The following is a 15,087-nucleotide window of genomic DNA, read 5'->3' as shown; positions in this document are numbered from 1 at the left end:
TAGGCCCTGAGTAACAGGACCTATTAAATCAATACTTTTAATGCATTACTTCTTAGGTGCAGTGCTCTTCATATACTTGAAGAACTCGCTATCAGGCTCTAACACCATAATATCGGACTTACCTGAGAAGCTGGCTCGATAAGCCTCTAAGCTACGAACAAAACCGAAGAACTCAGCATCTTTGTTGTAAGCATCAGAATATATCTTCGCTGCTAACGCATCCCCTTCACCTCGAATGGTTAAGGCTTTACGTTCAGCTTCGGCAATCTTCACCGTCACATTGGCATCTATCGTTGCACGAATAATTTCAGACTGTTCTTTACCTTGCGCTCTATGCTCTTTTGCCACAGCTTGACGCTCTGCACGCATACGCTGGTAAATACTGTTACTGACGTTAGCCGGAAGATTGATTTGCTTTACACGCACATCAACAACTTCAATACCTAAGTCTTTTGCACTTTCTGAGGCATTGGATAACGCATCATTTTGCAGTTCATCACGCTTACCAGAAACAATCTCTCTGATAGTGCGACGACCAAACTCTGTGCGTAAATCGTTGTTGATCTTACGTTGTAATAGCGATTCTGCATTCGACTTAATACCACCGTTTGTAGACAGGTAATATTTTTCGAAATCCATAATGCGCCACTTCACATAGGAATCGACCATAAGGTCTTTCTTCTCTGAAGTCACAAAACGATCAGCTGCACCATCGAGTGTCTGAATACGGGCATCGAGTAATTTTACTTTATCGATCACAGGCACTTTCATGTGCAGGCCTGGGCCGTAGACGCGGGTGACTTGCTTACCGTCAACGTCGTCTTTTAAAATTTCACCGAAACGCGCCACAATAGCGCGCTCGCCTTCATTCACCACCATTAAAGATGACAAACCAATACCTAAGAGCACGGCGATAAGAATAACGCTTAATCTACCCATGGATTACTCCCTCCCTTGGCGAGTACGATCATCGCGGGATGGACGTCCACTCAAAGGCTCATTCGCGCGAGTCGTTGATACAGATGAAGAATTAACATTTTGCTGTGGCTTAGCTTCCAGCTCATTTGTCGCAGGCTTCTGCTGAATTAACTTATCTAGCGGTAGGTACATTAAGTTGCCGTTGTTCTTAGCATCAATCAGCACTTTATTCGTATCTGTCATCACTTGCTGCATTGTATCAAGATACAAACGCTTACGAGTCACTTCAGGCGCAGCTTGATACTCTGGTAATAACAACTCAAAACGAGCCACTTTACCGCGAGCTTCTAAGACTTCACGCTCTTTGTAAGCATTCGCTTGTTGCGCCATACGTTCAACTTCACCACGAGCTTTTGGTTCAATTTCACGGGCATAAGCTTCAGCTTCACGAATAAAACGTTGTTCATCTTCTTGGGCAGAAATCGCATCATCGAAGGCGTCTTTCACTTCTTCTGGCGGACGTGCCGGTAAGAAGTTAACGTCAACAACAGCAAGACCCAATTTGTACGGTTCAAGAATGCGCTCTAACTCTTTCCACGTATCGCGACGAATAGCATCACGGCCCGTAGTCAGAATATCATCCATCTTGTTATGTCCAATGACATAACGCAGTGCACTGTCAGTCGCTTCACGCAAACTGGCGTTCGCATCGACGGCACTAAATAGATATGAGTAAGCATCTAAAATACGATACTGAACATCAAGCTCAACTTTCACGACGTTTTCATCGGATGTCAGCATGCTACCAGACGCAGGAATAGAGCGAACCGATTGAATGTCGACGGGATAAATTTGGTCGATAAATGTGGCTTTCCAATGAAGTCCAGGGCCAATTTCGCCAGCGTGTTTACCAAATCGCAGTGCCACACCACGCTCAGCTTCTTTAATTGTATAAAAACCCGAAAGTCCCCAAACAACTACAGCAACAGCAAGAATGATGATTAGGCTAAACGAACTAAAAGACTGGCCTGAGCCATTTCCTTTGCCGCCAAAGCGCTTTGAAAGATTACGAAAAACCTCGTCAAGGTCCGGTGGTCCTTTGTCGTTACCACCTTTATTTCCCCAAGGATCATTACCCTTGTTACCGGGCTCGTTCCAAGCCATTTAGCACTCCATAAGTGGATGAAATAAATTAGATTATTAACAAACAGCTTCATCTATCGAATCTTCGAAGATGAAGGTTTCTAACTCACCCTGACTCTGTTTTGTTAATCGGCGCCAATCGGCGTCCGATAAACGAACAGACAAAATACAGTTCCCCAGATCGTCGTACTCTTTCTGCTGTATCGCATCCAGTCGATAAAACTGGCCAAGATAATGTCCAGCAGTTGCCGGAATTCTAAGTGTTAGCTCTTTAATCACCTCACCAATAAGCTCAGTGATGGCTTTCAATAGCAAATCAAATCCTAAACGCTTCTGTGCTGACACCCAAACTCGAACGGGTTTGCCTATGTCGTTATATTCAATTCTTGGCGTCACATCTTCGAGTAAATCGATTTTGTTACAGACCACGAGTTGCATGACTTCATCGGCTTGGATGTCTTTCAGTACAGATTGAACCTGATCAAAATTATCCGCCATGTTTTCATCTGCACAATCAACTATGTGTAGTAATAACTCAGCTTGCCTTGTCTCTTGTAAGGTTGCCTTAAATGCAGCAACGAGATCATGGGGCAAATGACGAATGAACCCTACAGTATCCGCTAATATCACGGCACCATCAGGTAAATCTAACTTTCTTAGCGTAGGATCGAGTGTGGCAAATAGCTGATCTGCAGCATAAACATCAGATGATGTTAGGGCATTAAACAGCGTTGATTTACCCGCGTTTGTGTAGCCGACTAATGAAACTGTCGACAAATCACTACGCTTACGTGCACGTCGACTCTGTTCACGTTGCTTATCAACTCGCTCTAAGCGTTTGTTGATATTTTTAATCCGTCCTCTGAGCAAACGTCTATCTGTTTCGAGCTGGGTTTCCCCTGGACCACGTAAACCAATACCGCCCTTTTGCCTTTCAAGATGCGTCCAACCACGGATCAGGCGAGTCGACATATGGCGCAATTGCGCTAGCTCCACCTGTAACTTACCTTCGTGAGTTCGCGCTCTTTGGGCAAAAATATCGAGAATAAGTGTCGTACGGTCGAGCACACGACACTGACACACTTGCTCAAGATTACGCTCTTGGGCTGGACTCAATGCATGATTAAAAATCACCACATTGGCTTCAGTCGCCGCCACTAATGCAGCTAACTCTTCGGCTTTACCAGAACCCACAAAAAATTTGCGATCCGGTGAACGTCGACTTCCAGTAATCACCCCGACTGATCTTGCCCCAGCTGATTCTACTAATAGCTGCAGCTCGACTAAATCTTCTCGGCGTTCCTCATCGGAAAAGTCGATATGGACAAGAACCGCAGTTTCTCCCGCCTCATAACGATCAAACAAGAAGCAAACTCCTCAGATAATACTTATTCGCCACTAGGCGCATCATCTTGAGCACCATATCCGCCTTGGGCATTTTGGTGACCAGTAACGTTGAATGGGCGTGCTGGCACGACAGTAGAAATAGCGTGTTTATAAACCATTTGGCTCACTGTATTTTTCAACAGAATGACAAATTGATCAAACGACTCTACCTGTCCTTGGAGTTTAATGCCGTTAACCAAGTAAATTGATACAGGAACGCGCTCGCGACGCAATGCGTTCAAAAATGGGTCTTGTAAAGATTGCCCCTTAGCCATTTTATTATTTCCTTTTTTAATTTATATAAAATAAATCGATATCAGTGATAGTTTTTTGTTTAGTTTTAGTATTATACAGCAAGGGCTAATAAGCTAGCGGCATTGACGCATAAGTATAACTAAATTCCCCTCAGCACCACTTTCAAGCCAATTCAACTCTGGCCAACTCCGCAACCATGTTAATTGACGCTTAGCCAATTGCCTAGTAGCAGCAACCGCTTTTTCGACCATAGTATCATAGTCAAACTCACCATCTAGGTATTGCCAGCACTGTCGATAACCGACACAACGCATTGAAGGCAAGTCTAAATGCAAGTCTCCACGGGCTTTTAGCTCTGTGACTTCCTCAATAAAGCCCTGTTTGAGCATAAGCGCAAAACGTTGCGCTATTAAGTCATGTAACACTTTGCGCTCGCGCGGTGCAATAGCAAACTGCACTACGTCATAGGACAAGGGGGCTGACTTGGTCTGAGTCAACTCAGTCATGCTCTTGCCGCTTATTCTATAGACTTCCAGCGCTCTTGAAAGTCTTTGTGGATCATTAGGATGAATTCTTTCTGCCGACACGGGATCTATCTCCCTTAATTGGTCATGCAGTGCTTCCCATCCCTTTTCATCCGCCTCCGCTTGGATCTCGGCCCTAATGGCCTCGTCCGCACTCGGCAAAGGTGACAAACCTTCGAGTAACGCTTTGAAATACATCATGGTTCCGCCAACTAATACTGGCGTTTTCCCCATGCTGACAATCTCTTCTATCTGGGCTATTGCATCGGCTCTAAAGTCGGCTGCCGAATAGCTTTCACTGGGATCACGAATATCAATTAATCTGTGCGGCCCGCGAGCCAGTTCGTCTGCTGAAGGCTTGGCACTGCCAATGTCCATACCACGATAAATTAATGCCGAATCGACCGAAATGATTTCACAGTTATGTTTTTCCGCCAATTCTAATGCTAAAGCTGTCTTACCTGAGGCCGTTGGCCCCATCAAAAATAACACTTTAGGCTGTAATTCTTTATTCACTTGCTTGCTCTTCTAGCCACGATTGCCAAGGTAAGAATATCGCTTTGTTGGCAATAAGCTGTTTTTTCTCTTCAGCTAACTGCGAAAATGCTGCCCAGACTTCTGGTGCCGAAACGAATCCCGTTAAACTGTGTTTTGCCAACCAAAACGCCAATGCGCTCGGCGCAGGTGTTTCAAAACGTAGCGATTGTAGCCACTCAGGGATCACTTTGGCTAACTGGCTCTCTCTGATATATGGGGGCACTTTTTTAATAATCAACTGCTGGTAACGAATTGTTAGTTCTAAACCTAATTGGCGGATCAGCGTGTCATGTTCAGTGAGCACAGCCTGCCAATCCGCATCAGCCGCGACAGACACTGGCATCAATAAAGGCTGACCAATTAACCCCGTCGCTAGCTTAGCTTCAATCTCTTGGCATCGCGTCGCCAATGCTACTGATTTTATTGATAATAGACTGAGTTTATCTTCCGACGTCATCACCCAATATTGCCCATCTAATATCGATGGCATAGGTAACACAGACTGATAATCTTGATCTTTTACACTGTAAGAAGGGGTTTGCAGTAAAGCACCATAACTTGCTATTGCCGCCTTTGACGGTAATTCAGTACGTTGTCGAGATTCACCTGCAGAATAACTGCCACGGCTGCTGTCTCTTGGCGTTGTCATGCTACCAAAAGCATTGGTTTGAGTGCCAAAACAGGCGCCTTCTCGTCCTGCGCCTACAGACTTTACTTGAACGGCAGGGGCTATTGAATCTTGAGCAGACTCAAGTGTATCAGTTTGCGCATTAACTAGAGCTGAGTCAGCGCCAAGTGCAAAAGGGGCAGCTATTCCAGCTGCGCTTGTTGGAGCATCCACAAACACATCTTCAACCTCACCCAAAGAGCTAGAGTCAACGAAGTTGAGCTCTCCTGCTTCTTCCAGCGCCGATTGCAATGCTTGCAGAATATAATCATGCACATAGCGACTCTGATGGAATCGCACCTCATGCTTAGCAGGATGCACGTTAACATCCACTTGATGGGGATCGATATTCAACATCAGCACGTAGCCGGGTTGTTCAATTTCTGCTTTTTGAGCAAAGGCTTGACGCACTGCATGATTGACCAAGCGATCACGGATAAGGCGTCCATTGACATAAAAGTAATGGGTATCGCTGATAACCGGTGACCAAGGTGACTGCAAATAACCACTGAGACGCAAGTCATCGTGTTGGCATTCAATCTTAAGCGCTTGCTCGGCAAATGGACGGCCACACACTTGCGTCAAACGCTGTAAATACTGGGCTTCATTCATGGCGGGACGATAATTACGTACTGTCTTGCCGTTATGCATCAGCGTGAAATGGATATCGCCGCGCACTAATGCAATGCGCTTTAACCATTCATCGATATGGGTAAATTCGGTTTTGTCACTCTTTAAAAAGCGTCTGCGAGCCGGTGTATTAAAGAATAAATCCACCACTTCAATCGTCGAACCTACTGGATGCGCGGCAGGCATCACTTTAACTGCCATGTCGGCACCTTCAGCATGGGCTTGCCACGCTTCGGTTTGCTCAGCCGTGCGTGAAGTTAAAGTTAAACGTGAGACTGAGCTGATACTGGCTAGCGCTTCACCACGGAAACCAAAACTAAGGATCGCTTCAAGATCGTCTAAAGTGTGCAGCTTTGAGGTCGCATGGCGCGATAAGGCTAGCGCGAGTTCATCTTTAGGTATGCCAGAGCCGTTATCGCGAATTTTAATCAGCTTGCTACCGCCTTTGTCGATTTCAATATCGACTCGGCTCGCTCCTGCGTCGAGGCTATTCTCGACCAATTCTTTGACTACGGAAGCGGGTCTCTCAACCACTTCCCCCGCCGCAATTTGGTTGGCTAATTGCGGAGGCAGGATCTGAATGCCCATCATGCTTTCCTATTTAACTCTGGGGTATGACTAGCGTTTGCCCTAACTGCACCACATCGGACTTCATTCCATTCGCTTGTTTGATGCTGGACATAGGCACACTGTAACGTTGCGCGATTGCAGATAAAGATTCTCCGCGGCGGACCTTATGTTTAACCTTTGTCGATACGGCATCACCAACATAGGCTGTAGGCGTTCTTTCAGTTGACGTTCTTTCTGCTGATGCTTTTGCTGTGGTTTTGGCCGGCTTAGCACTGCTAGAGCTTCCTCCCCTTCTTTGGGCAAGCAAAGTATCCGCTGGCGGATTGTTGTGATAGTAACGGCTCACACCCTTATAAATAGCATTGGCAATGCTCTCTTGATGGCGACTACTCGACAGTAAACGCTCTTCTTTAGGGTTTGAAATAAAGCCCGTTTCAACCAAGATTGAAGGAATATCCGGTGACTTCAGCACGGCTAAACTCGCGGACTCAGGGCGACTTTTATGCAATTGAGTCACGCCACCTAAATCTTTTAAAATATCCCCCGCAACAGAATGGCCAATTGCCATCGAACTGTTCATTGACATATCGAGCAGCGTCATGGCCAAATACTGTTCATTATCCGTGTTTTGGATAATCTCACCCGCGCCGCCCAGCAGCTCAGAGTGTTTCTCTTTTTGCTCTAACCAACGACCAATTTCACTATTAGCACGACGCATTGATAGCACCCATACGGAGGCGCCACGTGGATTGGGCGAGGTAAAGGCATCCGCATGGATAGAAATCAGCAGATCTGCCTTACTGTTGCGCGCCAGTTCAGAGCGTTTATTTAAATTCACAAAATAATCACCAGTACGGATCATCACAGCACGCATGCCTGGCGTGTCATTGATTTTGCTGGAAACACGTCTGGCGATTTCTAGGGCGACCTTTTTTTCATAAACACCAGAAGGACCAATGGAGCCAGGATCGTCGCCACCATGACCCGCATCAATAGCAATGACAATATCGCGGGATGATTGCGCCGCTTGGGTGACAGTTTTGACGGGTGTAGATGACACGATAGCCGTTGCAGTAGTTAACGTTTTATCTTCTAAATCAACCACGAGACGATTGCCATAGGGCGCAGTAACAGGCAAAGAAAACAAGCTTGCATTCAACGGCTTTACGAGATCGATCACTAAGCGCAAATCACCTTTAGTGGGTGACTTACTGATCCGCACGCCCTTAACCAACTTACTGTTATTTTCAAGATTTTTAAGCACAACTTTAGCAGTGGTCTTTTTTAAATCCACCACTAAACGATTAGGGCCATCTAAAGAGAAATAGGTGTAATCAGGCACTCCACTCAAGTCAAACACGATTCGAGTTGACTCAGGCGCGGCCCAAATACGTACGCTTTCTAACTGATTAGCAGCATGGGCCACCACAGAGAAAAAAGAACATAAAGAAAGAATAATAATTTGAAAATACGGGTTATTTTTTATCATTTTAGTTTTTATTTTATCGCTTTTAATAACTTTTCACCTGGCTCAGACAAGGCCTCTATGCGTATTTCTCGCCCACTATGTTGATAACTTAAATGCATATGGACATCGGCAGCGGGCAGTAAACCCTCTCCCTTATCTGGCCATTCAACAATGCACAGACTTTTATCCGTAAAGTAATCACGGATCCCCATAAACTCGAGTTCTTCTGGATCGTTTAAACGATACAAATCAAAATGATAAACTTCGACACCTTCTAACTCATAAGGTTCAACTAAAGTGTAAGTCGGGCTTTTAACGGCACCTTTATGGCCCAATCCCTGAATTAAGCCACGACTCAGCGTCGTTTTACCGGCTCCTAAATCACCCGTAAGATACAGAGTCAAAGGCGCTTGGACATGGCGGGCTAATTTTTGCCCAACCGCAATAGTGTCGTCTTCGTTGTCTAAGAAAAAAGTTAACTCTGTCATATCCGCTTATATCACTGCTATTATTGATGGAGAAGCGACTCAATCCTAAAAAGGCACAGGGCACATAACAAAGTCCAGCCCCGCTTGAGTCTCACATTCCGCCTAGAGTAAATCACTATTCACTAATTGGCGAATAAAAGGCATTAAATCGCTCGCTAACATACCCCGTTCTCCCTGTATTGCCGCAAGATCGGCAGCGCAACCATGTACGACTACGCCAAGCACAGTTGCCTGCATATTATCCATTCCCTGAGCCATGAGCGCGCCTATAATACCAGATAACACATCGCCACACCCACCACTGGCAAGCCCAGGGTTACCGACTGGTGCCACTACCATTTGCTGACCATCAAAAATGACCGTTCCTGCGCCCTTTAGTAATACAACACCGCCGTACTTTTGCTGTATAGCGCGAACAGCGGCAAATCTGTCCTGTTCAATATCGACCACGGTACAACCAAGTAAACGCGCCGCCTCACCCGGATGTGGTGTTAATACCCAATTCGTTTGGCGCCTTGGTTCGTTACTGAGCAGATTCAATGCATCGGCATCTAAAACACAAGGCTTATCGCTCAAGCCCACGGCTTTAAACAAATTATACCCCCAGTCATGCTTACCTAAACCAGGGCCAAGCACGATAACCTGCGCCCAACCAAGGCGCAGATACACTTCCATATCGACTAAATCACAACCCCAAAACATCAGTTCAGGACGGGAGACATTCACCGTCAGTTGATGCTCAGGTCGACTGATCACAGTGACTAATCCCGCGCCTGCACGTAGGCAAGCCTCACTTGCCAGTCTCACAGCCCCAGCCATGCCTATATCACCGCCGATGACAGTGACTTTTCCCGATTGGCCTTTATGGCTATCCCGTGCTCGGGCGGCAAAATAGTCCTTAAGAGTCTCTCTTCCTACTCTTTGTGCGCTCGCTTCAGCAAAGAAAGGCGTTAATCCTAAATCTGCAAATTCAAGCTCGCCACTGTAATGCCGCGCCTTACCTGTTAACACACCTTGCTTTACACCACCAAAACATAAGGTGATATCCGCCATCACAGCAACACCTGCTACGGCGCCTGTATCAGCAATGACTCCAGAGGGTAAATCAAGGCTCAATACCCAAGCCGAATTGTCATTGATGGCACGGATATATTTAGCCATATCGTCGCGCACAGCATCACGTACACCCGTACCTAACAGACCATCGACTATGATTTTCGCAGCGAGAATAGGTTCAACCTCTAACGGCAGTAATTTTCCACCTTCAGCAAGATAATGGGTCAATGCTTGCTGACACTCAGGTGTACCTGCCGCTGACGTCATCATCACAGAAACGTCCATACCACTGGCACGGGCTAAACAAGCGCACACTAAAGCATCGGCACCATTGTTACCGCTGCCGGCAAGGATTAACACAGGTAAGACTTTGGAGCTATGTTTCGCTAAACACTCAAAAGCCGCCGCGCCAGCACGCTCGACCAATTCATAGAGACTAGATACTCCCTGAGACACTGCACTCAGTTCCGCTTCGCGAACTTGTGTTTGGGTGTATAGAGCTTTGGGAAATTGCGATAGATCTTGTGCCATGAAGGATCTCCTTAGACACCAATGACTCCATTTCACAATGAGTAATCTCACCATAGAAGTCTTGGCAGAATTGAGCAAGCCAATAAAAATCAGCCAATAGATCAAGAAAGTAGCAAAAAAAGCAGCGAGAAATTATGACGTAAATCAGTTCAGGCGCAGAAACCCGCCCAAATGGAGCAAAGTAGAGTAAAAGTTGCCGATACAAAGTCGACATAAAAACCAAAGCCAGCACTGGGCTGGCTTTGAGAATCGAGAAGAAATGACGGTTTAGATATCGTCCATCCGAATCGTACTATGGACTAAACGTTGCTGCTGAGTTTTCTCTACTCGGATCAAATTGGCTAACGCATTGCGCGCATCTTCCGCCGTGGTCGAGTTAACTGTTTTTTCTAACAAACCAATCAGACGATTCTCTAGGTCTAAATGTAAGTTGAGCACATCATCTTCATTCATGTTTGCGGGCAACATAGTATCTTGGCAACGCTTAGTAAAGTCTTCAAAAGTGAAGTCTTTATACCAAGTATCAAGAATACGATGTGGTGCTTCATCCATATAATCACGCAGTTTTTCTGCCATGGTTTTTTGGTGTGATTCAAAATACTCCAACATCATTTTCACACGAGCCGAGTCAGCTTGATTGTTGAGTCGGCCATAGAGTTGCGCCATATCTAAGCGGCAATTTGCCACATACTCGAGTAGATCACGTAATTGTTGAATACGCATATAATGCACTCCATTGTCAGGCCAACTACTTGGCGCTATTAATTTTGTCTAATTCCATTATGTGAGTAAAAGCGTTACGAATATTTGAACAAGGTCATAATTTAACTTTCACGCAGCTATCTAATTTAGGAAAACTTGAAGAAACACGCTATAGATCACGCATCTAAATCCTATCACACTGTTTTGTATAAAAGAGAAAAGCCAAAAGAGATCTCAACGCACTTAGCCCAAAGGGTATTCGTAAGTCTTTGGTTGTGCATGGTGAATCTGAGATAGAGCGCTTGAGGTAGATGGCAGTGAATCAAGACAAATATAGACGAACTAATTGAGGGAATGATGTGAAAAAGTAGTTGTTGAAGAGTTTAACGGAAGTACAGCGAAATGATTTTGACAGGGAGAGGTTCGAGCAATGATCTATGCCTTAGTCAACGGCTAAGCATTATAAGTGATAGCAATATGAGCAACACGATTGAAATGATGTTGGATAAAATAATTTTGGAGGGATTTATTGAAATTGGAGCGACATGATTTTGATCAAGAGCGGTTCGAATCTATGACCTATACCTTGACTAATTTAACAATCACAAAGGTATCGCCATATCAAAAATCACAACTGAGCTAATGTCAATTGAGTAATGTGATAGTGGAATATTTAGGAAATTGGAGCGACATATCGGGTTCGAACCGATGACCTATACCTTGGCAAGGTATCGCTCTACCAACTGAGCTAATGTCGCATAATTATCGCTGTCACATCAGCCTTTAACATTCAAAAAGGTATCGTTTATCAACCTTTATCAACTGAGCTAATGTCGCATAATCTGTGTTAATGATTTGGTAAATCACTAAGTTTCAATTTGGAGCGACATATCGGGTTCGAACCGATGACCTATACCTTGGCAAGGTATCGCTCTACCAACTGAGCTAATGTCGCATAATTATCGCTGTCACATCAGCCTTCAACATTCAAAAAGGTATCGTCTATCAACCTTTATCAACTGAGCTAATGTAATGTCGCATAATCTGTATTAATGATTTGGTAAATCACTAAGTTTTAATTTGGAGCGACATATCGGGTTCGAACCGATGACCTATACCTTGGCAAGGTATCGCTCTACCAACTGAGCTAATGTCGCATAATCTGTATTAATGATTTGGCAAATCACTAAATTTTAATTTGGAGCGACATATCGGGTTCGAACCGATGACCTATACCTTGGCAAGGTATCGCTCTACCAACTGAGCTAATGTCGCCTTTTGTATCGCTGCTACATTTGCCTTCAACATTGATAAAGGTATCGTCTATCAACCTTTATCAACTGAGCTAATGTCGCTTTTTGCATCGCTGCTACATTTGCCTTCAACATTAACAAAGGTATCGCCTTTAACCTTTATCAACTGAGCTAATGTCGCATTCAATCTAAATGACCGCACATCTCTGTTCGCATCAAAAAGTTGAGGCCGCATTATATGAAAAATTCATGCGGCTGCAACCCCTTCTTGCATATTTATCTACTGATCGGTCAAATTTTAAATACTTTGCTGCGATAATACTGCAATTCAGCAATCGACTCTTGGATATCCTGCAGGGCTTGGTGAGTATTTTGCTTCTTAAAGCCCGCCATAGTTTCTGGACTCCAACGCTTCACTAGCTCCTTAATCGTACTGACATCCACGTTGCGGTAGTGGAAATAATCTTCCAACTCGCGCATATAACGATTTAAAAAGCGTCTATCTTGACCAATGCTGTTACCACACATTGGAGAGGCGCCCTTAGGAACATACTGTTCTAAGAAGGCAATCGTCTTGGCCACAGCTTGCGCTTCGGTTTCTTGGCTAGCACGAACGCGGTCAATCAACCCAGACTCACCATGGTGCTTTTGATTCCAATCATCCATAGCGGCCAGCACATCATCTGACTGATGAATCGCGATAACCGGACCTTGACCGATAATATTGAGTTCTTGATCTGTCACTAAAGTGGCAATTTCAATGATCCTGTCGACGTCGGGCTCTAACCCTGTCATTTCCAAATCGATCCAAATGAGATTATTTACATCTGCCGTCATAAATCAGCCTTATCGTGTCAGTTAGCCTAAATTCAGGCTTTTTTATTCAAGAGTGTGTATCATACTGCTTTTTTCCAACACAAAAAATCACCTAATTGACGAAGACGAATCAGTGAGTAAAAAGAAACCCCTAAGCCAAGGTCAATTACGCCGTATGCGCGCTAATCACGAGAAGCGACTCAATCGTGATAGTGGCGATAAAAATACGCCAGAGTTACAGGATAGTTCATTGGGGCAAGAACAGCCCGGTACTGTGATTTCACGTTTTGGCCAACATGCCGACATAGAAACTGAAAGCGGCCAAATTGTGCGCTGTAATATTCGCCGTGCCGTCACCAGTTTAGTGACTGGCGATAAAGTGATCGTACGCTTAGCCATTGAGAGCCAAGCCAATAGCGGCATCGCAGGTATTGTTGAAGCCGTTCATCCACGTCGCTCATCACTTACACGCCCAGATTTATACGATGGCGTGAAAATCATCGCCTCGAATATCGACCAAATTTTGATTGTCTCCTCGGTATTACCCAGCTTTACCACCCAGATCATCGACCGTTATTTAGTGGCCGCTGAAGATACCGATATTCCGCCTATCATCATTTTGAATAAAATTGACTTGCTCAATCCCGATGAAGCGCAGGCAATCGACGAAGCGCTACAGCGCTACAAAGACATTGGCTATCCGGTTTATAAGGTCAGCAGCAAGCTTGGCGATGGTATCGATACCATCAAAGGCATACTCAAAGATAAAGTCAGCGTGTTTGCCGGCCAATCTGGTGTGGGTAAATCATCGATCATCAATGCATTACTACCCGATGCAGAGCTTATTATCGGCGATGTTTCCGATAACTCAGGTTTAGGTCAACACACTACTACCACTGCTAAGCTGTTGCACTTGCCTAGTGGCGGCGATTTGATTGACTCTCCGGGCGTGCGCGAATTCGCCCTATGGCATCTTCCTGCACAACGTGTCGGCTGGTGCTTTATCGAGTTTCGCGAGTATCTTGGCGCATGTAAATTCCGCGATTGTAAACACGGTGACGATCCCGGCTGTGCACTGCAAGAAGCCCTGAGCCAAGGTAAGATCAGCGCAGATCGCTTTAATAATTACCATAAAATTATCGCCAGCTTAGATGAACAACGTCATGCCCGCCATTTCCGTGCGGCCACTGATGAATAACGACTTATTGATAAATAACAACAGTCTCAGCAAAGATTGAGCAGTAAGAAAAGGAATTGAAATTGGATAAAGTCAAAATAGCGCTGCAGTACATGCTGCCAAAACACTTGTTATCTCGTTTAGTGGGTAAACTCGCTGCAGCCGAAGCTGGCACCTTGACCACTGCCGCCATCAAGTGGTTTATCAAACAATATAAAATCGACATGAGCGAAGCGGCGCAGAGTGAGCCTGAAGCCTATAAAAGCTTTAATGCCTTTTTTACCCGCGCCCTTAAACCCGGTATTCGTCCGTTAGACATGGACGCCGATATCATGGTACATCCCGTCGATGGTGCGGTAAGTCAGTTAGGCCCCATCAAAAACGGTCGCATCTTCCAAGCTAAGGGTCATCACTATTCATCGTTAACTTTGCTTGGCGATCAAGCCGAAGATGCTAAACGCTTCGAAGGCGGTGATTTTGCGACTATCTATCTGGCGCCTAAAGACTATCACCGTATCCACATGCCGATTAAAGGCACGTTATCAAAAATGACCTATGTACCTGGCGAACTGTTTTCGGTGAATCCGTTAACGGCGAGACACGTACCCGGTCTATTTGCCCGTAACGAACGCGTTGTGGCGATTTTTGAAACCGAATTAGGTCCATTGGCCATGGTATTGGTTGGCGCAACAATTGTTGCCAGTATTGAAACTGTATGGGCTGGCACAGTCACGCCGCCGACAGGTAAGCAAGTCTTCACTTGGGAATATCCAACCCAAGGCCCAGATGCCATCACCTTAGACAAAGGTGAGGAAATGGGTCGCTTCAAGTTAGGCAGTACTGTAGTGATGTTGTTTGCTAAAGATGCTATCGCGACCTTTGCTGAAGGTGTCGAAGCCGAAGCAGTGACTCGTATGGGACAAGCCTTCGCTAACCTGAAAGACGTTAAGCAAGCGGATTAAGCTT

General features: G+C 45.2%; 13 protein-coding genes and 4 tRNA genes. 2 read left to right on the top strand and 15 right to left on the bottom strand.

The annotated features are described in order from the left end of the window. Nucleotides 1-45: 45 nt before the first annotated feature. The 15 genes from hflC to orn all read right to left on the bottom strand — a co-directional run bounded on the left by hflC (nt 46) and on the right by orn (nt 12,965). The gene (gene hflC, locus KFE26_RS03270; RefSeq protein ID WP_113939145.1) at nt 46-939 is read right to left on the bottom strand and encodes a protease modulator HflC; all 894 of its coding nucleotides are present in this window, start codon (nt 937-939) and stop codon (nt 46-48) included. A 3-nt stretch (nt 940-942) separates the two neighbouring features. After that, nucleotides 943-2,082 (bottom strand): FtsH protease activity modulator HflK, encoded by a 1,140-nt coding sequence (gene hflK / locus KFE26_RS03265; protein ID WP_028761770.1) that lies wholly within the window; start codon nt 2,080-2,082, stop codon nt 943-945. A gap of 36 nt (nt 2,083-2,118) precedes the next feature. Further along, a complete protein-coding gene (gene hflX, locus KFE26_RS03260) occupies nt 2,119-3,426 on the bottom strand; it encodes a ribosome rescue GTPase HflX (RefSeq protein WP_028761769.1) in 1,308 nt (435 codons plus the stop codon). A gap of 23 nt (nt 3,427-3,449) precedes the next feature. Then, complete coding sequence (hfq, locus tag KFE26_RS03255; protein WP_006084207.1) at nt 3,450-3,722, bottom strand: RNA chaperone Hfq; 273 nt, start codon at nt 3,720-3,722, stop codon at nt 3,450-3,452. A gap of 93 nt (nt 3,723-3,815) precedes the next feature. Further along, complete coding sequence (miaA, locus tag KFE26_RS03250) at nt 3,816-4,742, bottom strand: tRNA (adenosine(37)-N6)-dimethylallyltransferase MiaA (protein WP_212599649.1); 927 nt, start codon at nt 4,740-4,742, stop codon at nt 3,816-3,818. Beyond that, on the bottom strand, nt 4,735-6,648 hold the full coding sequence (gene mutL / locus KFE26_RS03245) for a DNA mismatch repair endonuclease MutL (RefSeq protein WP_409437973.1): 1,914 nt from the start codon (nt 6,646-6,648) through the stop codon (nt 4,735-4,737). The genes miaA and mutL overlap by 8 nt, the downstream gene beginning before the upstream one ends. A gap of 13 nt (nt 6,649-6,661) precedes the next feature. Further along, nucleotides 6,662-8,119 (bottom strand): N-acetylmuramoyl-L-alanine amidase, encoded by a 1,458-nt coding sequence (locus KFE26_RS03240; RefSeq protein WP_212599647.1) that lies wholly within the window; start codon nt 8,117-8,119, stop codon nt 6,662-6,664. An 8-nt stretch (nt 8,120-8,127) separates the two neighbouring features. Further along, nucleotides 8,128-8,586, bottom strand: a complete 459-nt coding sequence (gene tsaE / locus KFE26_RS03235) for a tRNA (adenosine(37)-N6)-threonylcarbamoyltransferase complex ATPase subunit type 1 TsaE (RefSeq protein ID WP_212599646.1) — start codon at nt 8,584-8,586, stop codon at nt 8,128-8,130. Between the two features lie 102 nt (nt 8,587-8,688). After that, on the bottom strand, nt 8,689-10,173 hold the full coding sequence (locus KFE26_RS03230; protein WP_212599645.1) for an NAD(P)H-hydrate dehydratase: 1,485 nt from the start codon (nt 10,171-10,173) through the stop codon (nt 8,689-8,691). A 267-nt stretch (nt 10,174-10,440) separates the two neighbouring features. Continuing rightward, nucleotides 10,441-10,896: a hypothetical protein gene (locus tag KFE26_RS03225; RefSeq protein WP_028761762.1), complete on the bottom strand. Its 456-nt coding sequence runs from the start codon at nt 10,894-10,896 to the stop codon at nt 10,441-10,443. 661 nt (nt 10,897-11,557) lie between these two features. Beyond that, a tRNA-Gly gene (locus KFE26_RS03220) sits at nt 11,558-11,633 on the bottom strand. Nucleotides 11,634-11,754: 121 nt separating this feature from the next. After that, nucleotides 11,755-11,830 (bottom strand) — tRNA-Gly (locus tag KFE26_RS03215). Nucleotides 11,831-11,956: 126 nt separating this feature from the next. After that, nucleotides 11,957-12,032 (bottom strand) — tRNA-Gly (locus KFE26_RS03210). 42 nt (nt 12,033-12,074) lie between these two features. Beyond that, nucleotides 12,075-12,150: transfer RNA gene (locus KFE26_RS03205), tRNA-Gly, on the bottom strand. A gap of 269 nt (nt 12,151-12,419) precedes the next feature. Beyond that, a complete protein-coding gene (gene orn, locus KFE26_RS03200) occupies nt 12,420-12,965 on the bottom strand; it encodes an oligoribonuclease (protein WP_006080044.1) in 546 nt (181 codons plus the stop codon). Nucleotides 12,966-13,077: 112 nt separating this feature from the next. Between orn and rsgA the strand changes: the two genes are divergently transcribed. Both rsgA and asd read left to right on the top strand, forming a co-directional pair. Further along, on the top strand, nt 13,078-14,142 hold the full coding sequence (gene rsgA, locus KFE26_RS03195) for a small ribosomal subunit biogenesis GTPase RsgA (protein ID WP_105250279.1): 1,065 nt from the start codon (nt 13,078-13,080) through the stop codon (nt 14,140-14,142). 62 nt (nt 14,143-14,204) lie between these two features. Beyond that, nucleotides 14,205-15,083, top strand: coding sequence for an archaetidylserine decarboxylase (gene asd / locus KFE26_RS03190; RefSeq protein WP_212599644.1), 879 nt, complete (start codon nt 14,205-14,207; stop codon nt 15,081-15,083). The last annotated feature ends 4 nt before the right edge of the window (nt 15,084-15,087 follow it).

The sequence above is a fragment of the Shewanella sp. M16 genome (assembly GCF_018224605.1).
GTDB classification, from domain to species: Bacteria; Pseudomonadota; Gammaproteobacteria; order Enterobacterales; family Shewanellaceae; genus Shewanella; species Shewanella oncorhynchi.
Note: the sequence above shows the minus strand (reverse complement) of the source record. Positions and strands in the feature narration are given on the sequence as shown.

What these genes read in the sequence shown, in the direction of transcription:
- hflC (WP_113939145.1), bottom strand. Translation starts at nt 939, where the DNA reads ATGGGTAGATTAAGCGTTATTCTTATCGCCGTGCTCTTAGGTATTGGT.
- hflK (WP_028761770.1), bottom strand. Translation starts at nt 2,082, where the DNA reads ATGGCTTGGAACGAGCCCGGTAACAAGGGTAATGATCCTTGGGGAAAT.
- hfq (WP_006084207.1), bottom strand. Translation starts at nt 3,722, where the DNA reads ATGGCTAAGGGGCAATCTTTACAAGACCCATTTTTGAACGCATTGCGT.
- mutL (WP_409437973.1), bottom strand. Translation starts at nt 6,648, where the DNA reads ATGGGCATTCAGATCCTGCCTCCGCAATTAGCCAACCAAATTGCGGCG.
- KFE26_RS03240 (WP_212599647.1), bottom strand. Translation starts at nt 8,119, where the DNA reads ATGATAAAAAATAACCCGTATTTTCAAATTATTATTCTTTCTTTATGT.
- tsaE (WP_212599646.1), bottom strand. Translation starts at nt 8,586, where the DNA reads ATGACAGAGTTAACTTTTTTCTTAGACAACGAAGACGACACTATTGCG.
- KFE26_RS03230 (WP_212599645.1), bottom strand. Translation starts at nt 10,173, where the DNA reads ATGGCACAAGATCTATCGCAATTTCCCAAAGCTCTATACACCCAAACA.
- KFE26_RS03225 (WP_028761762.1), bottom strand. Translation starts at nt 10,896, where the DNA reads ATGCGTATTCAACAATTACGTGATCTACTCGAGTATGTGGCAAATTGC.
- orn (WP_006080044.1), bottom strand. Translation starts at nt 12,965, where the DNA reads ATGACGGCAGATGTAAATAATCTCATTTGGATCGATTTGGAAATGACA.